The sequence below is a fragment of the Flavobacterium mesophilum genome, from assembly GCF_039581405.1.
GTDB lineage: Bacteria > Bacteroidota > Bacteroidia > Flavobacteriales > Flavobacteriaceae > Flavobacterium.
In genome coordinates this window covers 278,181-301,493 of record NZ_JBCPXZ010000002.1, presented here as the reverse complement: position 1 = coordinate 301,493, position 23,313 = coordinate 278,181, and the positions used below count along the sequence as shown (strand labels likewise).

Below are 23,313 nucleotides of genomic sequence, written 5' to 3'. Positions count from 1 at the left end.
CGATTGTTTTTTTTTAAGGTTACATGAGATCGTGTATTTTAAAAAGAAATAAATTAAATCACTGCGGTATTATCGCTATTCCGAGATCTTCGCAAAAAGCACATATTGTAGAAAATCTAGATATATTTAATTTCAAGCTTGACAATCCCGATATGAAAGAAATTGAAAAGCTTGACTTAAATCGAATTCAGTTTCCAGAATGGAGCTAGAGTTAACTTGCTTGAATATAAAACCTGCTAAATTGTATAAGCAGGTTTTTTTATGATCATTGAATTTAGTGCAGAAAAAATCCTAATCATTTGATTAGGATTTTTGTGGGGGAGCAGCATTAGAAAAGGTTTTAAACCGCATATTTCCTGCATTTTTAATTTTCAAAAACGGGAGTGCCACGATTTACAATCGATCTTCAACGTGTGGAATTATCTGTTCAGCCAACCTTTAAATTCAGCGGCTTTATTTTTACTGATAATAATGTCAATTGCAGATTTAGGTTCAACTTCAATTTTCAGCTGATTATTGCCATATTTTAAAATCTTCGTAATGGCTTTGATGGATAAAATAAATTGTCTGTTTGCTCTGAAAAAAACAGTACTGTCTAATTCGCTAAAAAGTTCTTCCAAACTGCTGTTGCTGGTTGAAGTTTTGCCATTTATGTCTTTTACATAGGTAATGGTATTTTCCATGTAGATATAGGCAATTTGCTCAATCTCCAGCGTCACAATTTCGCTTTTCAAATGCGTCAAGATCCTCTTTTTGCCTGTTGAAGAAGTTTCATTTTCCTGAGTTTTAAAAGTTGAATCAGATTCTAATTTCGATTTGTAATTCGTTAACTCATAATTTAGTTTGGACAAGCTTACCACTTTATTAAAAAGATCTTCATTTTTAGTTTCCAGTTTTCTTTCATAACGGCTTCCGAAAAGGCGAATCATAAAAAAGGACAATAAAATAATCAGTGTTCCGGTTGCGATATAAACGAGAATAAAATAAAGCTTCAGATTATTGACCTGCTCATTGATGTTCTTTAGGTTGGCATGCGAAGCAATAATCCATTCGGTATTTTTTACAGGATATAAATAAATGATTTCGGATTCTCGCTTTGGATCGTTAAAGTTTCGGATGCCACCGCCTTCTGTTTTGTTTTTTAAATAAGAGTAAAAATCCTTAGGATCGATTTCATTATTTGTTTTAGAAATATAGGATTCGTCGGGGCCGGCCATTCTGCCAATTTTTTCCGGATTTGGATGACACACTTCTTTTCCCATATGGTCAAACATGCATATAAATCCAGTTTGCATATCTGTTTTTTCAATGCTTTTCTGAACATTATCAATAATTACTTTCGGATTATTAATTTGCTGTGCTTGATAAGAAACCAGATTGGCCATTTCTTTGGCTTCTCTTTTACTGGATTCAATCTGGATTTTCAGAAACTGTTCGGTACTTAAATCGACCAAATAATTCATGCTGAAATAACCACAGATGTATACAATTAGAACTAATGATAAAAATGTAAAAAGATAAAGCTTGTCTTTTTTCATGGGAAATTTTTGAATAGGCAAGTCAAATTTAAGTAATAATCTGATTTGAAAAGGGTGATTCTACAGAAGATATTTTTTAAAATTAAAAAGAATTGATTCATTAGACTTTTTTAAGATGTGTCGATATTCGTTCAACTATTTTTTATTCCCTTTTAAGTTCTTTTTTTCCCTTTCGCACTTTTTTCTTTAATCTTAATAGCCCTGCAGGCTTTCCTTTGTGTTAGAAAATTTCAGAACACCACAATTTATATTTTTTAGTTCCTGATTTTCTTAAGTAGAAATGAAGTTCATTTTTAGAAAAAGATAAAATTGATTTAAAAAAAGCAGTATGGAAAAACAAAAAAAGAACAGGAAAAAAACATTTTTAATTTTGCTTGTAATTGTACTCGCATTATTAATTGGAATGCAATTCGTACGTCCGGAAATTACAAATCCACCTGTAACAGGAGAGCTAAAAGTGCCGCATGAAGTCCAGACGATTCTTAAAAATTCTTGTTACGATTGCCATTCCAACGAAACCCAATTGACCTGGTATGATAAAATTGCTCCAGCTTATTGGCTCGTGGCACAGCACGTCAAAGATGGAAGGCAAGGGCTTAATTTTTCAGAATGGGACAAATTAGCTCCTGCAGACCAGAAAGCAAAACTTTGGGAATCTGTCAATCAAATTGCACAAGGAGCAATGCCGTTGAGCAGTTATACGATGGTGCATCTAAAAGCGAAAATATCTCAGGAAGATCTGAATGTACTTAAAAAATACATTTGGAGTTTAAGAGTGAATAATATTCCTCAAGATACTGCAAAAATTAATGCTCTAAAAGATCAAACTAATGCATTAAAGGAAAAGCAAAGCGTAACAAAAAATCCACAAACAATTAACGGAATTGGTTATATCGATGATTATAAAAAATGGGCTGTAGTAAGTACAACCCAGCGCCTCGACAACGGAACAATGCGTATTATTTATGGGAATGACATTGCAGTTAAAGCCATAAAAGATAAAAAAACAAATCCGTGGCCAAACGGAACTATTTTAGCAAAAGCGGCGTATGATGAAATTGAGGATGTAGATGGGAATATTTCCCAGGGAGCTTTTAAGCAAGTTGAATATATGATTAAAGACGATCAGAAGTATGAGAAAACCTATGGCTGGGGATTTGCACGATTCAAAACCACAGAATTAATTCCGTATGGGAAAAGGGCTGATTTTGTAATAGAATGCATGAACTGCCACCAGCCCATGAAAAAAAATGATTACGTATTTACTCTTCCAATACAACAATAACATGAAAGCAATATATTATTTTACAACACTTATTTCTTTGTTTTTCCTTTTAGGATGTTCCGATAAAACAAATCAAAATGTTCATAACGAAGAGGCTTCTTTACCAGATCAATTAAAAGATAAGGTAGCCGGTTTGATGGTTATTAATTCTTCGATCAATACTAAAAAACAGACCACATCTGTGCTGTACGGAAATCAAAAAGCCATTGAAAGAATTACGGATAATGATTCTGTTATGAGGATAGGCGAGAAGCTTATACGAATAACATGGAACCAAAAGCCAGACCCAAATTGGATTGGTGCTGTTATTCCAGGAAAATTAATCTCATTTGAAACATTGGAATTACTTTCGAAAAAAGAACGCTTGCTTTATCAGAAAATAGAAGGCAATCCACTGGAGGTTAAAAAAGATACTTTGGGAAATCTGAAAAGCATCAAATTCATGCTGAATCAGAAAATGGCCATTCTTCCATGAAAAAGTACTAATTAAAAATTAAGAGATAAACCAAAGTTTATCGTTAGGTGAAAAACAAACAAAAAGTTCTTTCATAATTTTTTGTGCAGTTTTAAAAAAAGAAAAGTGTAGTAAAACAAAAAAGCCTGCGAATCTTACGATTTGCAGGCTTTACCTTTTTTGTGGGGAGAGCAGGATTCGAACCTGCGAAGTTCACACAGCAGATTTACAGTCTGCCCTCGTTGGCCGCTTGAGTATCTCCCCGATCTCAGCATTGTTGTGCTTTGTTGTTCTAAGCGGTGGCAAAGATAGGAACTCTTTCTACATTTCCAAACAAAAAAAGCAGGAAATTTTAAGTTATTTTAAAGTTATTTTTTAATTCATTGGAATTGAATAAAATAAAAAACATCTATTTTGAAGTTTTTTTTATTTATTTCAAAAAATAAGAATATTCTTTCGTTGAATTTGTGAATTTCAGCTCTGATTTGCGATTTGAAAAAGTCGTCAACCACTGCTTTTATTGATGAAAAAATAAATCTTTTGAAGAAATTATATCCAATTTTTTTTTAGCTTAAAAAATGTTGGATTTAAAATTTAGATGTTGTGCAAAAAAAAATCTCCACTAGGGAGATTTTTTTATTCTAAGTATTTGGAATTATTTAGCCAAAAGCTCTATAATTTTTGCTCTCAATTCTGGACCTCTTAAATCCTGAGCTACTACTTTTCCTGATGCATCAAGAATAAAAGTTGCAGGAATTGATTCAACATGATATTGCGCTGCAATTGGTTCGTCCCAAAATTTCAAGTTTGAAACATGTGTCCAAGTTAATCCATCTTTTGCGATAGCTTCTTTCCACTTGCTCGCTTCTTTATCTAATGATACACCAACAATGTTTAATCCTTTTGAATGCAATTCTTTGTAAATCGCAACTACATTTGGATTTTCTTTGCGGCATGGTCCGCACCATGAAGCCCAAAAATCAACGATGGTCACTTTGCCTAAACTTTCTTTAAGCGAAACCATTTTTCCTTCTGGATTAGGAGCCGAAAAATCTGCTCTTCATTTAGCGCTACCTACTGGAGATGCTGATGCACCTACAGTTGGTAATTTTGCTTGACCAATTTTTGTTTTTGCTTCTTTTCCAGGAGTAGTATTTTTTACTGACTCATCTAAAGAGTTATAAATGCTTTCCACTTTTTTAGCATCAGCAGTTGGGTCTTCAGACATTCCTTTTACGATTAACGCAGAAATGAATGATTTTGGGTGAGATTCAGCATAAGTAACATATTTCTTTTTTGTGTCATTTTGAACCTCAGTTTGAATTTCCATATATTGTTTCATCAAGCTGTTGATAGTTGCTGTATCTTGAGCTTGTTGAGCTTGTTGCATTTTAGCAGTGTTGTTTTTTTGGAAATCCATTAATCTCTTAGAAGTTTTGTTAAGTTCTTCTTGGAATTTTACAAACTCTTCGTTGTTGTAAGTTCCAGAGATTTTAGATTTGTGGATGCTGTCTTTATCGATTGCAATTGCAATTTCTCCAGTTTCTAAGATAAATGGAATTGGAGCATTAGCATCTTGAAGAATTAAAGTATGGAAAGCTGGTTCAGCTACTTTTCCTTTTATTTCAAATTTTCCGTTTTCAACTTTTACTGTATCTAGAGCAACAGTCATTTTTGTAACTGGATCTTGACCTTGAAGAATGATTGTTTTTCCGTTTGCAATTCCTGTTGCAGTTCCTGTAATTAGATACTCTCCGTCTTTAACTTTGCTGCATGAAATAATTGCTACAGAAGCTGTAAGTAAAAAAAATATTTTTTTCATTATAAAAATTAATTAGTTAATTGATTTGTGCAACAAAAGTATTTAAAAATATAGAACATCAAGAATTTTGTAACCTAAAATTTTGTTATAGTTTTTTAGGTCTTAAAGCCCCTAAAATCAAGTGTTTTGGTGGTTTTATATGATTTGAAACTATTAATTGTCTCTTTATTTTGAATGAAAATAAACAATTTAGCATTTTTTGGGCATAAAAAAAGCACTCTGTTGTAAGAGTGCTTCTAGGTATATTTTTGATGTAAAAACTATTCTTGGTTTGTTTTCTTTCTCCAAGTAAAAGCGTTCAAGATATGTCTTTTTGCAAATCTAGCTGGAGAATCTGCATTTACCATTTTCACATAAGTTGCTTTTGGTACACTGATGTATTCGTAAACACTTCCGTTTGAGAAATCAATAATTAAACGGCCTTCAACAAATTTGAAATCTGTGATAGAGCAAGTTGAAATTGTTTCTGTGTATTCAGGTAAATTAAGTTTGATAGTATCAGGGTGAATACTTACTAAAAAGTGGTAAGCTTCAATGATCGTTTTGCTTTTTTCTTCTGCCTCTTTTAAACCAGCTTCGTTTCCAACAAATTTATCAGGATGAGATTCTTTCATCGCATTACGATAAATTGTTTTTAAATCTTTTAACTCTGCAGTTTTCTCTACGTTTAGTAACTTACGGTATTCAACTATTTTTTTCATAAATAAAAGGTAACTACTTGTCTATTAGTTTGAAATCGATATTAATTAGTTCAAATCGACAAATTTTTTGCAAAGGTACACTTTTTTTTAAGTTTTCCGTTTTCATCCAAAAAATATTCAGAAAAGTTACTTTATTAAAACGTTAACTGGGATGTTTTTTTACCGCAAAGCACGCAAAGACTTTTTAATTGGAAGTCTAAGAATGCTAAATAAAAAGTTCGCAAAGCTTTGTGTTTATACAGCTTTGCGAACTTTTGCATTTTTATTAAGTTTATTGCAGAAAAATATTTGCGTGCTTTGTGTAAACCTTTGCGCACTTTGCGGTTAAAAAACAGCCCAAAAAGCAACGTGAAACAAACTAAATTATTCTGGTTTATGATTCGCCTTATCGAAGTTTCTTGATTTTTTAGGATATTGCTTGAAGCTGATGTCGCTTGGGTTTTCGATTACAGATTTAATCGTAACCCAATCACCAACCTTAAAATTGCTCTGAACCATTTTATAGTCTAAAAGATATTCTCCGCAGAAATAATTGTTGTTTTCATCTTTTTCGATAATACCGGTAAAAACTCCTTTTTGCGGCATTTTTTGTTGTGAATCTTTAGACATGATTTTTTATTTAATAATTAAAGTGCAAAGGTAAGCAATTTAGGTCTGGTTTAGGGAGTTCGCGGTAATCTGAGTATATTTGCACATGCAGAAAAATTTTAAACCACATCCAAATTCTTTTAAAAATACATTTTGTGCTTTTCATGAAGTGCTTTCAGATAAAATTGAAGGTTTGAAAAAGCAATTCGAAAGCAAAGCTGGAAGCGCTTATTATTATACAGAAGAGGGAATGTACCGAGTTTCGAACCATTGGGGAAGATTGGCAAACAGCAAATGGCGCTTGATTGCACTTGATCCGGAAACCGAATCGAAAACGAAAATTGGTTTTGCAAAATGGAACGAATTTTATCCTGATAACGCCGAAGAGAAACTCTATTATATTGAGGCTTATTTTGATAAAAATTTAGCGAATTACCAGCATAAAAATAATCCGGAATATGATGGAAAAGCGATTTTAAGAACGAGTTTTGAAACCCAAAAAAGATTAAAACAAGTTCGGAATCTGCAACAACTTACCTCTTGGGCAAAACATTTCGATTATGATGATATTGATGATTTAAGAAAGCAAATCATAACCGAATTGATTTTTACAGAAAAAAGTTTAGAAGAAATTAAAAGAGAAATATATGGGACGCAATAACGAAAGGAACATCAAAAAGCACAATGATAAATTGCACAAAGCCCAAGCAAAAGCAAAACAAGCTGAGCTTTCGCGCAAAGAAAAGCTTAAAGAAATAATGAAAAAGTTCAACGAAAGTAAAAACGAAGAGTAAAATATAGTTTCAAGTTTCAGGTTGCAAGTTGACGCGACGAACGTGAAACGTGAAACTTGAAACCTGAAACCTGAAACAAAAAAAACAAATGAATAGTAAATTCGAAGAATTAAAACCAAGAGTGCAAGAAATCATTGATTTAATTGCGGCAAAAAACGACAGAGAAGCAAATAACAAATTGCTTGAAGTTAGCGAAACTTTAGACGAAATGATTGATTTTGCTGAAGAAGATGAAGAAGTAAGGGAAATCAGCAGATATCAAGTATTGCTGAATCAGCTTCATGTAAAAATAAATGGAGAAGAAGCAGTCGATGACGAGTCATAGATGTTTTTGCGACACAGGATTGCTTTTTGAAAATTGTTGCGGATTGTATCTTCAGCATAATCAAAAAGCACCATCAGCATTGGCTTTGATGCGTTCGCGATATTCGGCATACGCGACGCATAATGCTGACTATCTTTTGGAAACCACTTATATTTCTGAAAGAAAATATTACTCAAAAGCTGAAATTCTGAAATGGGCGACGGCAAATAAATGGCAGAAATTAGAAATTTTGAGTTTTGCTGAAAATACAGTAGAATTCAAAGCTTATTTTTTAGACGCCAATCAAAAACCGCAAACGCATTACGAATTTTCGACTTTTAAATTTGAAAATGATGCATGGTATTACGTTGACGGAAAGTTTGAATAATTATTATATCTAACACTGTTAGCCCTTGATTTTGGTTGAATATTTTAACTAAAAATTAATAAACGATTCGTTTTTCGTAATTCTAAAAAACCGTAATTTTAAAATTATGAAAAACGAATTTAAAAAAGGTTTTTATTTTAAGTCGTACGAAGCCCCATTTCAGTCTCCGTTTGAGAAACTATTTGGCATTTTTAAAGAGCTGATCACCCATACTTCGGGGGATTTTGATGAAGCAATCAGCTGGCTTCGTGAGTTGGACAAAGAATATAAACTGACCGACGAGAACTACACTATCGATGATTTTATCGAAGATTTAAAAAAGAAAGGTTACATAAAAGACGAAGTTAAAGAAGACGGCTCAAATGGTTTTGGCATCACGGCAAAAACAGAAAGAGCGATTCGTCAGCAAGCTTTAGACCAAATTTTCGGAAATTTAAAACGTTCCGGAAACGGAAACCACAAAACAAAACATGCCGGAAATGGCGATGAACATACGGGGGAATTCCGTGAGTTTAATTTTGGCGATGGTTTAGAAAGAATTTCATTGACAGAAAGCCTTCGAAATGCTCAAATCAATAATGGCGTTGAGAGTTTTATGCTTACCGAAAATGATTTGGTTGTTGAAGAAACGCAATACAAAGCGCAGATGAGTACGGTTTTGATGATCGACATAAGCCACAGTATGATTTTGTATGGTGAGGACCGAATCACTCCGGCCAAAAAAGTCGCAATGGCTTTGGCAGAATTAATAACAACGCGTTATCCAAAAGATACGCTTGATATCTTGGTTTTCGGAAATGATGCTTGGACGATTCCAATTAAAGATTTGCCTTATTTGCAAGTTGGCCCATATCACACCAATACGGTTGCCGGACTTCAACTTGCAATGGATATTTTACGCAGAAAACGGAATACCAACAAGCAAATTTTTATGATTACCGATGGAAAACCAAGTTGCGTGCGCGAGCGTGACGGTTCCTATTATATGAACAGTAATGGCCTTGATCAATATATTGTAGACAAATGTTATACGCAAGCGCAACAAGCCAGAAAACTCCATATCCCGATTACGACTTTTATGATTGCTAATGATCCTTATTTACAACGTTTTGTGAATCATTTTACAGAAGCAAATCAAGGAAAAGCATTTTATACAGGATTGAAAGGTCTTGGTGAAATGATTTTTGAGGATTATGAAACGAATAGGAAGAAACGAGTTCGTTAAAAAAAGGTTCTAAGTTGCTAAGGTTCCAAGATGCTAAGGTTTCTTTGCGCCTGAATAAACGCAACGCATATCGTAGAGACGCACTGCTGTGCGTCTAACACACAGAGATGACACAATATTGGTATCAACATCAAAAACAAAATCAATTCAAAATTATATATTTCAATAAAATGGAAATAAACAATATAAAAACATTAGGTCAGTTAAAAGCCTCTGGATATAAAAGTACAAGCATTAAAGACGAATTACGTAACAATCTTCGTGAGAAAATCAAATCTGGAAAACCGGTTTTTGAAGGTGTCCACGGATTTGAAAATACGGTAATTCCAGAATTAGAACGCGCCATTCTTTCTCGTCATAACATTAATTTACTAGGACTTCGCGGACAGGCAAAAACGCGTTTGGCGCGTAAAATGGTTGAATTGCTGGATGAATATATTCCGTTTGTGGCGGGGTCAGAAATTAATGATGATCCCTTGAATCCGATTTCGCGTTTTGCTAAAGATTTAATCGCTGAAAAAGGCGATGAAACACCCATTTCTTGGTTGCATAGAAATGAACGCTTCTTCGAAAAATTAGCCACTCCAGATGTTACGGTTGCCGATTTAATTGGAGATGTTGACCCTATAAAAGCAGCAAATTTGAAATTATCGTATGCTGATGATCGCGTAATTCACTTCGGAATGATTCCGAGAGCAAACCGTTGCATTTTCGTAATCAATGAATTGCCAGATTTACAAGCTAGAATTCAAGTTGCCTTATTTAATATTTTGCAAGAAGGCGACATTCAAATCCGCGGATTTAAATTGAGAATGCCATTGGATATGCAATTCGTTTTTACAGCAAATCCAGAAGATTATACAAATCGTGGAAGTATTGTAACACCTTTAAAAGACAGAATTGGTTCTCAGATTTTGACGCATTATCCTGAAAATGTTGAAATTGCAAGAACAATTACAGAACAAGAAGCAAAATTAGACGAAAGTCAAAGCGAAGTGGTTTATGTGCCAAGTTTGGCAAGAGATATTTTAGAACAAATTAGTTTTGAAGCTCGTGAAAGTGAATATATCGACAACAAAAGTGGTGTAAGTGCCAGAATGAGTATCACGGCTTTTGAGAACTTGATAAGTACCGCAGAACGTCGCGCTTTAAAATCAGGAGCTGATAAAACAGTTTTACGTTTGTCTGACTTTATGGGAATTATTCCAGCAATCACAGGTAAAGTAGAGTTGGTTTACGAAGGAGAGCAAGAGGGAGCAGCTGTTGTGGCGCAATATTTAATTGGCTCAGCAATCCGAACTTTATTTCCAAATTATTTCCCTAAAATTGAGAAATTAGAAAAGCCAGGAGAAAAAACGCCATATTCTGATTTGATCGAATGGTTTTTTGCAGAAAGCGGATTTGAATTACTTGATGATGCATCAGACAAAGAATATAAAGCGATTTTAGATGAAGTTGCACCTTTGGATGTTTTATTGAAAAAGTATCAGCCACAATTAGATAAAAAAGATCTTTACTTCGTAAAAGAATTTGTCTTATGGGCATTGGTAGAATATAAAAAATTAAGCAAAGATCGATTTGCAACTGGACATCAATTTAAAGATATGTACGGAAGTTATATTAGTAAATTATAGTTTTTAAAGATTTTAAACTTTAAACCCGACAGGTTTCAAAAACGTGTCGGGTTTCTTTTTTTAATCGTATTTTTGTTTTCCAAATTTATCTCTATGCTATTTCTTATTTTAAGTATTTTGTGCAGTGTCACTGTTGGAGTAATCTTCAAAATAACACGCAATTATAAAGCTAATGCAATTCAGATTATTACATTCAATTATGTAACAGCATTATTGCTTTGTTACTTAACTTTTAGTCCGGATTTAACTGTTGTTCATACAGATGCGCCTTGGGGTATTTACGCAGCGGTTGGCGTTTTGTTGCCAATTGTTTTTTTGTTTCTATTTTCGTCAATTAAGCACATGGGAATCGTAAAGACCGATGCTGCACAACGTTTGTCGCTTTTTATTCCTATAATCGCTGCTTGGCTTATTTTTAAAGAAGAATTTAATTCTTATAAAGTCATTGGATTGATAATCGGGTTTATAGCACTATTGTTGATTTTGAAAAAGCAAACTTCAAATGATCAAAACAAATGGATTTATCCTGTGGCAGTATTTCTAGGTTTCGGAATTATCGATATTCTTTTTAAGCAAATTGCGCTTTTTACCGCTTTACCATACACAACTTCTTTATTTATGGTTTTTGATATTTCTTTGGCCGTTTCTTTGATGATTGTTGTTTATGATGTGGTGCTGAAAAAGGTAAAACTTCAATCAAAAAATATTCTTTTTGGAGCTTTGGTTGGGATATTTAATTTCGGAAACATCTTATTTTATTTAAAAGCGCATAAAGCTTTCGCCGAAAATCCATCGACAGTTTTTGCCGGAATGAATATGGGGGTAATAGTATTAGGAAGTGTCGTTGGTCTACTTTTTTTCAAAGAAAAATTATCAAAAATCAACTTTCTGGGTATTGCTTTGGCTTTAATCGCGATTATTTTTATTGTTTTATCGCAATTAAGCTAATTTTTTTTAATCCGTAAATCCTTAATTTACAAGTGTTTTAAAAATAATTTCAAAATTTTTTGAAATTAACTCTACTAATTCGATAGAATTTATAAAATATATTTATAAATTTGCTTCAACAATGAAAAACTATAGTCTAAATATCATCGCTTTTATGTGCAGCTTGACGATGTGCTGCATGTCAAACTATGCGATGAAATGGCGTTAATAGAGAAAGTACTTGTTAGTTATTTTTTTTTTTTAGCCTTTCATGCACCAATGAAAGGCTTTTTTTTAGAACTGTTAATAACCATAAATATGAGATCAAATCGAAACACTAATATTATGATGCCTTGTTGCTTGATGAAAATTCCGTGTTGTACCTGCAGCTACTGCCGATTTTATTTCACGAGAATTTAATTTGATGCCCCAAATCAAAAACTAACATTTTAAAACTTAAAAAGATGAGTTCAGAAATTATAAAACAGAATCCGTTTCAATCGATGATTGATCGTTTTAATATAGCAGCCGATATTTTAAATTTAGAAGAATCTATAAGGCTGAAACTGCAGCGTCCTGAAAAACAAATTGTGGTGAATTTTTCAATAACATTAGACAATGGAAAACAACAAAATTTTGAAGGATATCGCGTAATTCATAACACGGCATTAGGACCTTCAAAAGGAGGAATTCGATACGATACCGCCGTAAATCTTGACGAAGTGAAAGCTTTAGCGGCGTGGATGACTTGGAAATCGGCTGTGACGGGAATTCCCTTTGGAGGAGCAAAAGGCGGTATTATTTGTGACCCAAAAACACTTTCTAAAACCGAATTAGAAAGAATAACAAGAGCTTACACAAAAGCATTATCCGATATTTTTGGTCCTGAAAAAGATGTTCCGGCTCCAGATATGGGAACTGGTCCAGATGAAATGGGCTGGTTGATGGATGAATTTTCAATAGTTCATGGCAAAACAATTCATGCCGTAGTTACCGGAAAGCATTTGCATTCTGGCGGATCATTAGGCAGAGTAGAAGCAACAGGGAGAGGCGTGAGCATCATCACTTTATTGGCGCTTCAAAAATTAAAATTGAGACCTGCCAGATCAACGGTTGCGATTCAAGGTTTTGGAAATGTTGGCCTGCATTCGGCTTTGTTTTTATTTGAAAAAGGATTAAAAATTGTGGCTGTAAGTGATGTTAATGAAGCTTTTTATAATCCTGAAGGGCTGAATATTCCTGAATTGATTTTGTATTATAATTTAAATAACAAAAGCATAAAAGGATATCCAAATTCGGTTGCCATAAAACATGAAGAATTATTGCTTTTGGATGTTGATGTTTTGATTCCGGCTGCAAAAGAAGATGTTATTACGCAACAAAATGCGGCAGCTATTCGTGCCAAAATTATTGTGGAAGGTGCCAATGGCCCAGTTTCATCTGATGCGGATACAATTCTGCATGAAAACAATGTTTTGGTTGTTCCGGATATTTTAGCAAATGCAGGTGGTGTGACGGTTTCGTATTTTGAATGGCTTCAGAATTCACTTTTAGAATCTTGGAGAATTCACCAGATCAATACGCGTTTGGAAGATATTTTAGAAAAAGGTTTTGAAACGGTTTTCAGGACAGCAATAAAACATAATGTTACGCCAAGAATTGCGGCTTATATTCTTGCGTTGCAAAAAGTTGCCGAAACACAATCTGTAAAAGAAGTAGCGTTAGAAGCTCCAAAATTTAAACAAAATTAAAGATTTGGTTGTAAAGATAAAGGTCGTTTTCAATAGTTGATATCATTTAGAAAAGTGGATCGACAGAAGAAAACGTCTTTATCTTTTAGTTTTATAATGAATTGTAGTTTAGTTTTTTAGAATAAAAAGAAATTTCAAACAATGGAACACATTAATTTTCTTGCTTTTGCAATGCCTGCTTTTTTTCTGTTTTTGTTTTTAGAGTACAAATTGGCACAGCGCAAAAAAAAGCCAGATATTTTCAATTATGAAAGTTCGGTTTCAAATATCAGTATTGGTATTGCAGAGCGTTTAATTAATTTATTTATTGCGGCGAGTTTTTACCAGCTGTATTATTTCATTTATAATAATTATAGGCTTTTTGATATTCCAAGCAATGTTTTTGTTTGGTTGGCGCTTATTCTTGCAACCGATTTTGTTTGGTATTGGTATCACAGATTAGGGCACGAAGTCAATTTTTTCTGGGCTGCACATATTGTGCATCATCATAGCGAGGAATTCAATTTTACCGCCGCAGCCAGAATCACTACTTTTCAAGCCATAATAAGAACAGGGTTTTGGTGTATTCTTCCTTTTATTGGTTTTCATCCTACAATGGTAATTACAATGCTCGTTGTTCATGGCGCCTATTCTTTTTTCACGCATACGCAGGTAATTGGCAGAATAAAATGGCTGGAATATGTTTTTGTAACACCTTCTGTTCATGGGGTTCATCATGCATCTGATGAAAAGTATTTGGACAAAAATTATGGCGATATGTTCACGTTTTGGGATCGGCTTTTTGGAACTTTTCAGGAAGAAGAAGAGAAACCGAAATATGGCTTGACGCATCCATTAAAAAGCTACAGTTTTCTTTGGCAACATTTTCATTATTATTTTGAGATTTATGAATTATGGAAACGCTCAAAAGGATTTAAAGCAAGATGGAAAGCTGTTTTTGGAAGTCCTGCCAATATGGATCAAGACATTCGCCCGATATTAGAAAAGCGTTTTCTGCAAGACAAAAGCAACCCGAATCAGCGTTTGCGATTCCGTAATTATCTTTATATTCAGCTAGGAATCTGCACTTTAATCTTAACCGCTTTTACCTATTATTTTGATTTGCTAAATGTATTAGATAAGATTTTTGTTTTGTCTGTCATCATAATCACTTTAATCAATTGCGGGGCTTTGCTAGAACAGCGCAAATGGATTTATTATCTCGAATATGCCCGAATTCTCATGATTACGACTTTCTTTTTATATGAAGAAAATTTGACGGTATTTTTCTTTATTCCGCTTGCGATAATGATTTTTGCCGAGCAATTGTTTTCGCTTAGTAAGTATTATCAAAATATGATTTTGCAGTTGGAAACTGTGGAGTGAAGATATTTTTTCACATTAGTTTGCCATTTCGACGAAGGAGAAATCGCACTAGAAATTCCGCAAAAAATTGTTGCTAATCTCTGTCGATGCACGCGTGCGATTTCTCCTTCGTCGAAATGACAAAATTGCCTAATAAACTTAGCACCTTAGCATCTCAGTATCTTAGAACCTTAAAACTAAATAGTTTTAATCGCCATAATTTTTTCTTCAAAAGTATCTTTAAAATCAGATTTACTTTTGATTCTGGTTTTGTACGTGTAAATGGTAGCTACAGAAAGTTCTAGGAATTCCGCCATTTGATTGCTATCTTGAATTCCTAATCGGTAGAGCGCAAAAATCCTTAGTTCGGTGTTCAAAAGTTCGCCTTTTTTGACAATACATTTATGATCATTCGGGAACAAATTATTGAAATCGGTCACAAAAGTTGGGAACAATTTCAAGAAAATTTCGTCAAATTGATGGAACAAGTTTTCGCGTTCTTCTTTCACATTATAGCGTTTTAAACTCGCAATAACTTCATCTGTTTTCTTGGTAATGATTTTATGCAAAGTACTTTTCTGAATGTGGTCAATTTTGTTGATGAACGCCGAAGTTGCTTTGATAAAATACGTAATATATTCCTCCTTGATAGCATTTGCTTCGCTTAAGCTAATATTCATTTCCTGAAGTTGCGCATACGATGAAGCCATTATTTTACGCGCTTTATTTCTCTCTTTTAATTGTTTGAAAATAATAACAGAGAACAAAACAATAATAAAAGTCAAAATCGTAAGCAGAATTATAATTCGCTCCAGCTTGTCATTTTTCTCCTTTACATTATTTAGTTGCGCTTTTTCTATAATAGGCAAAATCGACGAAATCTCAATTTTTCGATGTCTAGCATTATAGAAAGTTGCATCGTCCATTGCAATGTTGATGTATTCATTTGCTTTGTCCAAATACCCCATTTTAAAAAGCTCATTGGCTAAATTTCGAAGCGCGACGGTTTCTTTTGTGGCATTTTTTACGTCGGCAATTGCTGCTAAAGCTAAGTACTCAATGGCTTTTTTGGTATAACCTCTTTCCGAATAAATATAGCCAAGACTTGAAGTCGCGATTCCGTAATAATCTGGCGGAAGATTGTAATTGTTGATCCAATAACTGAAAGCAAATTCGGCACCGCGCCAATCCTGTTGTTTTAATCTTTTCAAACTTTCGGCAGCCCAATATTCATTGCTGTTGGTTCCAATTAATTCTAAAGCTTTCTTAAGAAAATGATTTCCTTGCTGTACATAATGAATATTAAATCGCTGATCTTTATTATAATCGGCTAAATCGTAATAAGCTCGCGCTTTGATATTGTAATATTCAAACTTGTTTTTGATATCCAATTTTTGGTCGTCGACAACATTCAAAGTGTCAATGGCTTCTTTAAACAATCCAGATGAAAGAAGTACGAAACCTTCTTTAATTCGGCTTTTGGCCAAAAATTTTGGATCTTTCAAAACAATCGCCTTGATTTTGGCTTCTTCTAAATAATAATATGCCGAATCATATTTAAACGATTTGTATTCATCAAATAACGACATATAAGTATTGTAAAGGCCTTCGCTGTTTTGGCTCACCGTATATTTTGAAACGTTTCGTTTTAAAGCCTCAATCTTTCGATACTTCTGCTTCAAATAAACGTCTTTTTTGAGAAGCGTTTTATCTAATTCTTCTAAAACAGGATTTGTCTCTTTCGCAGCGAGAGAAAAACCTGCAATAAGAAAACATAGAATTAAAATTCTTTGCATGGTTTTGTGTTGGTTTAGGGTAAAAAAAAATCTTTTTTGGTTTGTCGAGTTAATTCGTTTTTTAATTCGGAATAAGCTTGAGCGGGCTTATGAAACAACTTTTAGATCTTGAAAACTTTGTTAAAACAAAGCTATAAATTTAGGTTGAGCATCCAAAAATAAGACATAAATGTTAAAAGCTGTCAAATTATTTGCAATTATACAATAAAAACCAATTATATATATGCATACCGAAAAAAATATCCGGTTTAATTTCCATATTGTCATATTTACCATCATTTTTAAGCTCATTTTCTTCTAAACAGCATCTTGATTTTTTGAATCGTCAAAAATAGTTAATTTATTTATTTACAGGTAGTTATGTTTTAAAATCTTTCAATTATATCTTGATTTTTATCAGACATTTTTTTTTAGATTTATTTAACATCTAGTTTCGTCATGTCTTTTACGAGACAGAAAAACTAACAAACAAACCACAAATTTATGAGATGTAAAAGTATTTATTGGTTAGCTGTTGTTATGGGTTTAATGGCCACTGGCTGTGATAATACAGACGACGGAAGCTACGTTGATCCGATTACCCTTTATGAGAAAGTAAATGGAAATTGGGGATTGACAAACTTGAAAATGGTTGATGAAGTTGCGAAAGCAAACAAGATCGATCCAAGCGAAGAAAACTTGAGCACGTATTTTAACTACGAAGATTTTAAAATTAAATTCAACGTAGATGAAAAGAACCAGCCTACAAGTTATGAGGTAACAGGAAATGTACCTCCATTATTTGCGCCAAAAGGATATTGGGCTTTAAGCTCAGATTTCCAGCCTACAAATCTTGGCGTAACAAAAATCTATTTGTTTAGTGATGCGCAAAAAACGCAAAAGACAGATGAATTAAAATTGTCATCAGTTCCAGGAAACAGCGACGAAATGGAGTTTCAATTAACTCGTTTTTCTGGAGGTTCTGCGTTTGTGTCTTATGTGTTTAAATTAAGTGCTATTAAATAAAAAGTAATATGAAAAAATTTATATATACAATTTTACTTGCCCTTTTGATGGCTCCTAATTTTATGCAGGCACAAGAAGCCGCTGGAGCCGTTGGCAGTATGTCATCATTTCCTGTAGTGTACAAATATGATGAAAAAGTGACGTGGTACTTTGATCTTTCGGGAACCACATTTGCAGAGACGGAAGATGTTTATATCTGGATTTGGTCGCCAACTGAGCCGGATGCTGGACATTGGGAAAACTCTTCAGATTTTGCCAAACTTAAATATGAAGGAAATAAAGTTTGGAGTTTTACCTTGACACCAACAGTTTATTTTTCTCAAACTCCAGAACAAATTGCAGCAAGCGCTGGGTTTTGGTTTCGTTTGAAAAACAAAAACGGATCAAAACAAACTGATGTTGCCAATATGCCTTATACTGATTTCTCATCATTTTATACGGCAAATGAGCTTATTAGATCCTATCCAACAAAACCTTTGATTGACAAGCCAGTTAGTATTTTATTCAATTCTAATTTAAAGGATGGTTTTGCAGGAGTTCCGAGTGTTCACTTTCATAGCGGTTTAAACAATTGGGCAGTTTTGCAAGAATATCAAGCTTGGATTCCAGAAGTATCTGAAAAAACAAAATTGAAAGATCTTGGAAATGGTTTCTACAGAATGGATTTGATTCCGCAAGAATATTACAATCCACCAGCTGGTTTTGTGATGGAAAACATCACTTTTTTAATGGTAGCAAAAGATTGGACAACGAATTCGGGTGACCAAATTATTTATGCAGGTGAATTTATTCCGCCACCACCGCCAAGTTTCAGTTATTTTCCGACGGCAATCAGTCAAAAAGATTTCCTTGGAATGTCTAGAAAAAATAATGAGCCGGGTGTAAACAAATTAATCTACACAATTACAGCGGGAAGCAAAGTGATTTCTGGTGAGTTTGCTGGAAACACGGCCGAGATAAAAGGATTTGTCAATTTAGTTTCAGAATTAAATGGTGTACAAGGTTTAAGCGAGATTCATGTTTTGGTAAAAGATAATAAAGACAAAACAATCTCAGATGCCAAAATACCTCTTAAAACTTTAGACAAATAATTCACTATCAAATTAAAACATCAATTCTAATGAATAGTAAAAATAAAAAAATAGTCCTGCATCAAATGTGGACTACTAAAACTGCAGTATTCATGATTTTCATGCTTTTTCTTTCGGCAGGAATGTTTGCTCAAGAAAAAAAGCAGATCTCGGGAACTGTGTATGACAATACAGGCACTGTATTGCCAGGGGCTTCGGTAATTGAGGTGGGAACAAAAAATGCTACCACAACAGATTTTGACGGGAAATTTACTTTGACGGTAGCCGTAGGAGGTTCAATCGAAGTTTCATTTATTGGATCAACAAATCAGAAAATCCAAATCACTTCGGCTACAAAAAACATTGATGTTCGCTTGCAAAATGACGGCTATCAATTGGCTGAAGTTCAAGTTGTAGCGGTTGGTTATGGAACACAAAAAAAATCAGATTTGACAGGGGCAATTTCTACTGTAAAAGCCGATGATTTATTAAAAGGAACCATTTCATCAACAGAGCAGGTTTTGCAAGGAAAAGTTGCTGGATTGACTATTATTCGTCCTTCGGGAGATCCCGCTGCAGGTTCTACATTGCGTTTGCGTGGAGGAACTTCTTTGACAGCAAGCAACAATCCTTTAATTGTTGTTGACGGAATCGCGGGTGTTGATATCAACATCGTTCAACCTTCAGATATTAAAACAGTTGATGTTCTTAAAGATGCTTCAGCAACAGCTATTTATGGTTCTAGAGGAGCAAATGGAGTTATCATTATTACGACAAAATCAGGAACAAAAGGTGTTTCGGTTACGTACAGCGGTTTATCAAGCATTGGTTATGTAAATGACAATTTAGATCTTTTGTCAGCAAATCAATGGAGAAATTATGTTCGTACTTCAGGAAATAAGGATGCAGTTGATTATGGAGCAAACACAAACTGGCAAAAAGCAATTGAGCAAACTGCAATTTCTCAGTCACATACTTTGACAATCAATTCTGGTAAAGCCGACAGCGGTTTTAGAACTTCACTTTCATACTTGAATAATGAAGGCGTTATTAAAAATTCTGGTTTAGAAAGACTTAGCGGAAACGTTACAGCTTATCAATATCTTGGCGACAACAAAGATGTAAAATTTGATACGGGATTGTTTGCAAATATTGACAAATGGCACCCAATTGACTACAGAATTTTTGAAAACGCATACAACTTAAACCCAACAATTCCAGTTTATACACCATCAGGTGAATTTTCTTCTGTCGCAGGTAATCTTTATTACAACCCAGTTGAAATTTTAACTAATAGAACGGTTGACAATGAAAGACACAGACTTTTAGGTTACTTCAAAACTGAAGTTAAATTCTTAAATGATTTCTTGGCTGTAGCTAATATTTCTTTAGAACATAATGCGGTTAAAGGAGGTACTTACAAGCCAAGTTATGCAGTTTTAGAAGGATCAACAGAAGGCGGTTACGCACAAAGAACATACGCAGAATATACAAATGCACAAGGCGAACTTTATGTGAATTACAACAAAGTAATCGATAAACATAATATTAGTGCATTAGCGGGATATTCTTATTTAGAAAATATTTACGAAGGATTTGGAGCGCAAAGAAGCGGTTTTGTAACGGATGCTTTTAGCTACAACAACTTAGGTGCAGGATATAAATATCGTTTAGGAGATGTTTATTCGTATAAAGGAAAATCGAACTTGGTTTCGTTTTATGCTCGTGCAAATTATTCTTATGACGGAAAATATTTGTTGACTGCAACAGTGCGACGAGATGGTTCAAGCCGTTTTGGAGAAAACAATAAATGGGGAACTTTTCCATCGGCTTCTGTGGCTTGGAAAATTTCAAATGAAGATTTCATGAGTTCGACAAAAGGATGGCTTGATAATTTAAAACTTAGAGTGGGTTATGGTGTAACAGGTAACCAAGACGGAATTGGCGAATACAAATCGCTTTCTATTTTAGGAGTTGGAAACGATAGTTATTACGATCCAGTTACAGGAACTTGGAGTTTGGCTTACTCTCCACAACAAAATCCAAATCCGGATTTGAAATGGGAATCTACTGAGCAAGTAAACGTAGGTTTTGATTTTACACTTTTCAATAGAATTACGGGTTCATTTGAGTGGTATTCTAAACAAACAAAAGATTTGTTATACACGTATGAAGTACCGCAACCTCCTTATTTAGTAGGAACAATGCTAGCAAATGTTGGTGAAATGTCAAACAAAGGAGTTGAGCTTACTTTGAATGCTAACATCATGAAAGGATCAAAATTTTCTTGGGATGCTAATTTGACACTTGGACACAACGTTCAAAAAATCGAAAAGCTGTCTAATCCAACGTATAAAACAGATGTTATTTACAGCGGTTCTTTGCATGGTTTAGCCGGTATGTCTGGTCAGTATTCTCAAATTATTGCTGAAGGTTATCCAGTTGGAACTTTCTGGGGTTTCAGAAATGCAGGACTTGATGAAAACGGAAAAATCCAATATTATAATGCAGCAGGAGCTGTAGTGCCAGAAAGTGCTTTAGTAGATGCAGATAAAACGGATTTAGGAAATATTCAACCAGATTTGACTTTAGGAATTGGAATGAATTTTACTTACGGAAATTTTGATCTTGGATTTTCAGGTTATGGAATGTTTGGCCAAAAAGCTTTAAATGCAACAAACATGATGCTTAATGATCCAAACAGATTACCATTTTATAATGTGCCAGATTCTTTCTTAGGAAGCGGAATTACTTCTGCTCCAAAGTATTCTGATTACTGGATTGAAGATGCCTCTTTCTTCAGACTTCAAACGCTTTCTTTTGGTTATACTTTGCCAATCGGTTTAAAAAGTTCAAAACTTAGAATGTATGTAATGGGAGAAAATCTTTTTGTAATTACAGGTTACAAAGGTGTTGATCCAGAAATTGGCTTAAACGCGCAAAATGGAGTAAATGGTGTTGTTGATCAAACAGGTTTAGCATCTCCAGGAATTGATAGATACAATAACTATCCTAGACCAACAACAATTTCTGTTGGATTAAATTTTACGTTCAATAACTAAGCGAATTAACTCAAAAATAGAACAAATGAAAATCAAAATAACAGCAGCAATATTAATAAGCATGCTTTTTACGATATCATGTACCGACCTAAGTGAAGATTTGTACGATAAAGTAGAAGATGGAAATTTTGGAAATACTTCCAAAGAAATTGATGCATTGGTAGGAGGAGCGTATTCTTCTCTAAGAGGATTCGCAGATGGAATATCAAACAATTACCCAACTTGTGAATACGTATTCTTTTTAAATGAAACCGTTTCTGATGAAGCTACAATTCCTACCAGAGGAACAAACTGGTACGATGGCGGACAATATCAGGATGCGCAAAGACATACTTGGAAAGCAGACAATCGTATGATTCTTTCGGCTTGGCGCTACAATTATACTGGAATTGCGAAAATCAACTCAATCATTTATCAAATCGACAAATCGTCTTTGAGTGATACTTCAAAAGCTCCAATTTATGCGGAATTAAAAGCATTAAGAGCCTACTATTACTATAATCTTTTAGATGCTTTCGGGAATGTGCCGATTGTTACCAATTTTGAAGATACTTCATTGCCATCCAATTCAACAAGACAACAAGTTTATGATTTTGTTGAAAAAGAATTGACAGATGCTATTCCGCATTTGAATTCAAACATTGTGTATTCTAAGATGACAAAAAATGTGGCGTATTCTTTATTAGCAAGATTATATCTTAACTCTGAAGCTTTTATTGGAAAAGCACGTTGGCAAGATTGTATCAATATGTGCCAAAAAGTTACGGGTTATTCTTTGGCACCAGATTTCTTTGCCAATTTCGCTACAGAAAATCAAAAATCGCCAGAAATCATTTTCGCAATTCCTTACGATTCAAAAGCTGGAACTGTTGGAAATTACATGAATTCAATGTCTTGTCACTATTTACATAAATTGACAGTTTCTGCAACAGGAGATTATCCATGGAGCGCAAACGGAATGTGTGCACAGCCTGGAGTTTATTCTGCTTTTGCTGATACAGACAAGAGAAAAAAATGTATGGTTGCTGGAGATCAGATCAATTTAGCAACTGGAACTGTAATTATTATGGATAACGGAGAACCGTTGACTTATACTGAAGAAGTAAACAGTGTTTCGGATGCAAAAGACAATCAAGGAGTTCGCTTAGGAAAATACGAAATGAAAGAAGGTGAAACTTGGGAGCGTGATCATGATTTAGTAGTGATTCGTTATGCCGAAATTTTGATGATGCAAGCGGAATGCTATGTTCGTTTAGGCTCTCCAGATTTGGCAAAACCATTTTTACAGCAAGTTACCGCACGTGCCGGAGAGGCAATGCCTACAACAATCGATCTTCATTTTATTGATCAAGAGTTGCTTAAGGAATTTACTTTCGAAGGAAGAAGAAGAACTGACAACATTCGTTTTGGAACATTCTTTTTGCCTTGGTGGGAAAAAGGAACAACTGAAAAATATAGAGCAATTTTCCCTATTCCGAGTACCGTTTTGACTACAAATAAAAACCTGGTACAGAATCCTGGGTATTAGGTTATTGAATGTCAGTCTTCCATGTTGGTTAGTCGTGGAAGGCTGACATATTTAAGTACATATCTGGAAGGCTTCAGTTTTAATAAAATTTTTAGCC

General features: G+C 34.1%; 21 protein-coding genes, 1 tRNA gene and 1 pseudogene. 16 read left to right on the top strand and 7 right to left on the bottom strand.

Annotation, left to right across the window (positions count from 1 at the left end; translation table 11 throughout):
• Window positions 1-23: 23 nt before the first annotated feature.
• Window positions 24-209, top strand: coding sequence for a hypothetical protein (locus tag AAYQ19_RS05820; protein WP_343534856.1), 186 nt, complete (start codon window positions 24-26; stop codon window positions 207-209).
• A 210-nt stretch (window positions 210-419) separates the two neighbouring features.
• Here the strand turns inward: AAYQ19_RS05820 and AAYQ19_RS05815 are convergent, their stop codons facing one another.
• Window positions 420-1,538 carry a LytR/AlgR family response regulator transcription factor gene (locus AAYQ19_RS05815; RefSeq protein WP_343534854.1) on the bottom strand — a complete coding sequence of 373 codons (1,119 nt, stop codon included), beginning with the start codon at window positions 1,536-1,538 and terminating at the stop codon, window positions 420-422.
• 328 nt (window positions 1,539-1,866) lie between these two features.
• Between AAYQ19_RS05815 and AAYQ19_RS05810 the strand changes: the two genes are divergently transcribed.
• Together AAYQ19_RS05810 and AAYQ19_RS05805 are read left to right on the top strand one after the other, a co-directional pair.
• A complete protein-coding gene (locus AAYQ19_RS05810; RefSeq protein WP_343534852.1) occupies window positions 1,867-2,823 on the top strand; it encodes a heme-binding domain-containing protein in 957 nt (318 codons plus the stop codon).
• A 1-nt stretch (window position 2,824) separates the two neighbouring features.
• The gene (locus tag AAYQ19_RS05805; protein ID WP_343534850.1) at window positions 2,825-3,298 is read left to right on the top strand and encodes a hypothetical protein; all 474 of its coding nucleotides are present in this window, start codon (window positions 2,825-2,827) and stop codon (window positions 3,296-3,298) included.
• A gap of 162 nt (window positions 3,299-3,460) precedes the next feature.
• Here the strand turns inward: AAYQ19_RS05805 and AAYQ19_RS05800 are convergent.
• From AAYQ19_RS05800 to AAYQ19_RS05780, 5 genes and pseudogenes are all read right to left on the bottom strand, one after another.
• Window positions 3,461-3,541, bottom strand: a tRNA-Tyr gene (locus AAYQ19_RS05800).
• A gap of 391 nt (window positions 3,542-3,932) precedes the next feature.
• Window positions 3,933-4,319, bottom strand: a pseudogene (locus tag AAYQ19_RS05795) (peroxiredoxin family protein); the annotation flags it as partial.
• 18 nt (window positions 4,320-4,337) lie between these two features.
• Complete coding sequence (locus AAYQ19_RS05790) at window positions 4,338-5,099, bottom strand: DUF4369 domain-containing protein (protein ID WP_343534848.1); 762 nt, start codon at window positions 5,097-5,099, stop codon at window positions 4,338-4,340.
• A 260-nt stretch (window positions 5,100-5,359) separates the two neighbouring features.
• Complete coding sequence (locus tag AAYQ19_RS05785; protein WP_111366992.1) at window positions 5,360-5,800, bottom strand: KTSC domain-containing protein; 441 nt, start codon at window positions 5,798-5,800, stop codon at window positions 5,360-5,362.
• Between the two features lie 363 nt (window positions 5,801-6,163).
• Window positions 6,164-6,409 (bottom strand): hypothetical protein, encoded by a 246-nt coding sequence (locus tag AAYQ19_RS05780; RefSeq protein ID WP_343534840.1) that lies wholly within the window; start codon window positions 6,407-6,409, stop codon window positions 6,164-6,166.
• Window positions 6,410-6,494: 85 nt separating this feature from the next.
• Between AAYQ19_RS05780 and AAYQ19_RS05775 the strand changes: the two genes are divergently transcribed.
• The 9 genes from AAYQ19_RS05775 (at window position 6,495) to AAYQ19_RS05735 (ending at window position 14,776) form a co-directional block, all read left to right on the top strand.
• Window positions 6,495-7,049: a hypothetical protein gene (locus AAYQ19_RS05775; protein WP_343534838.1), complete on the top strand. Its 555-nt coding sequence runs from the start codon at window positions 6,495-6,497 to the stop codon at window positions 7,047-7,049.
• Window positions 7,036-7,182, top strand: coding sequence for a hypothetical protein (locus tag AAYQ19_RS05770; RefSeq protein WP_343534837.1), 147 nt, complete (start codon window positions 7,036-7,038; stop codon window positions 7,180-7,182). The genes AAYQ19_RS05775 and AAYQ19_RS05770 overlap by 14 nt, the downstream gene beginning before the upstream one ends.
• Window positions 7,183-7,270: 88 nt before the next feature.
• A complete protein-coding gene (locus tag AAYQ19_RS05765) occupies window positions 7,271-7,507 on the top strand; it encodes a hypothetical protein (RefSeq protein WP_343534835.1) in 237 nt (78 codons plus the stop codon).
• A complete protein-coding gene (locus AAYQ19_RS05760; RefSeq protein WP_343535900.1) occupies window positions 7,494-7,874 on the top strand; it encodes a YchJ family protein in 381 nt (126 codons plus the stop codon). The genes AAYQ19_RS05765 and AAYQ19_RS05760 overlap by 14 nt, the downstream gene beginning before the upstream one ends.
• A gap of 106 nt (window positions 7,875-7,980) precedes the next feature.
• Window positions 7,981-9,099, top strand: coding sequence for a vWA domain-containing protein (locus AAYQ19_RS05755; protein ID WP_343534834.1), 1,119 nt, complete (start codon window positions 7,981-7,983; stop codon window positions 9,097-9,099).
• A gap of 170 nt (window positions 9,100-9,269) precedes the next feature.
• Window positions 9,270-10,733, top strand: coding sequence for an AAA family ATPase (locus AAYQ19_RS05750; RefSeq protein ID WP_343534832.1), 1,464 nt, complete (start codon window positions 9,270-9,272; stop codon window positions 10,731-10,733).
• Between the two features lie 93 nt (window positions 10,734-10,826).
• Window positions 10,827-11,681, top strand: a complete 855-nt coding sequence (locus tag AAYQ19_RS05745; RefSeq protein ID WP_343534830.1) for an EamA family transporter — start codon at window positions 10,827-10,829, stop codon at window positions 11,679-11,681.
• A gap of 443 nt (window positions 11,682-12,124) precedes the next feature.
• Window positions 12,125-13,411 (top strand): Glu/Leu/Phe/Val family dehydrogenase, encoded by a 1,287-nt coding sequence (locus tag AAYQ19_RS05740; RefSeq protein WP_343534829.1) that lies wholly within the window; start codon window positions 12,125-12,127, stop codon window positions 13,409-13,411.
• Between the two features lie 141 nt (window positions 13,412-13,552).
• Complete coding sequence (locus AAYQ19_RS05735; RefSeq protein WP_343534827.1) at window positions 13,553-14,776, top strand: sterol desaturase family protein; 1,224 nt, start codon at window positions 13,553-13,555, stop codon at window positions 14,774-14,776.
• 176 nt (window positions 14,777-14,952) lie between these two features.
• Here the strand turns inward: AAYQ19_RS05735 and susR are convergent, their stop codons facing one another.
• Window positions 14,953-16,551 carry a SusR family glycan utilization regulator gene (susR, locus tag AAYQ19_RS05730; RefSeq protein WP_343534826.1) on the bottom strand — a complete coding sequence of 533 codons (1,599 nt, stop codon included), beginning with the start codon at window positions 16,549-16,551 and terminating at the stop codon, window positions 14,953-14,955.
• A gap of 483 nt (window positions 16,552-17,034) precedes the next feature.
• Here susR and AAYQ19_RS05725 point away from each other — a divergent pair, with 483 nt between their 5' ends.
• From AAYQ19_RS05725 to AAYQ19_RS05710, 4 genes are read left to right on the top strand one after another with little or no spacing between them, the layout of a single operon-like run.
• Entirely contained in the window at window positions 17,035-17,556 is a 522-nt protein-coding gene (locus tag AAYQ19_RS05725) for a DUF5004 domain-containing protein (RefSeq protein ID WP_343534825.1), read from the top strand.
• A gap of 8 nt (window positions 17,557-17,564) precedes the next feature.
• Window positions 17,565-18,647, top strand: coding sequence for a hypothetical protein (locus tag AAYQ19_RS05720; protein ID WP_343534823.1), 1,083 nt, complete (start codon window positions 17,565-17,567; stop codon window positions 18,645-18,647).
• A 29-nt stretch (window positions 18,648-18,676) separates the two neighbouring features.
• Window positions 18,677-21,688 (top strand): SusC/RagA family TonB-linked outer membrane protein, encoded by a 3,012-nt coding sequence (locus tag AAYQ19_RS05715; RefSeq protein WP_343534822.1) that lies wholly within the window; start codon window positions 18,677-18,679, stop codon window positions 21,686-21,688.
• A 25-nt stretch (window positions 21,689-21,713) separates the two neighbouring features.
• Window positions 21,714-23,216: a RagB/SusD family nutrient uptake outer membrane protein gene (locus tag AAYQ19_RS05710; RefSeq protein ID WP_343534821.1), complete on the top strand. Its 1,503-nt coding sequence runs from the start codon at window positions 21,714-21,716 to the stop codon at window positions 23,214-23,216.
• The last annotated feature ends 97 nt before the right edge of the window (window positions 23,217-23,313 follow it).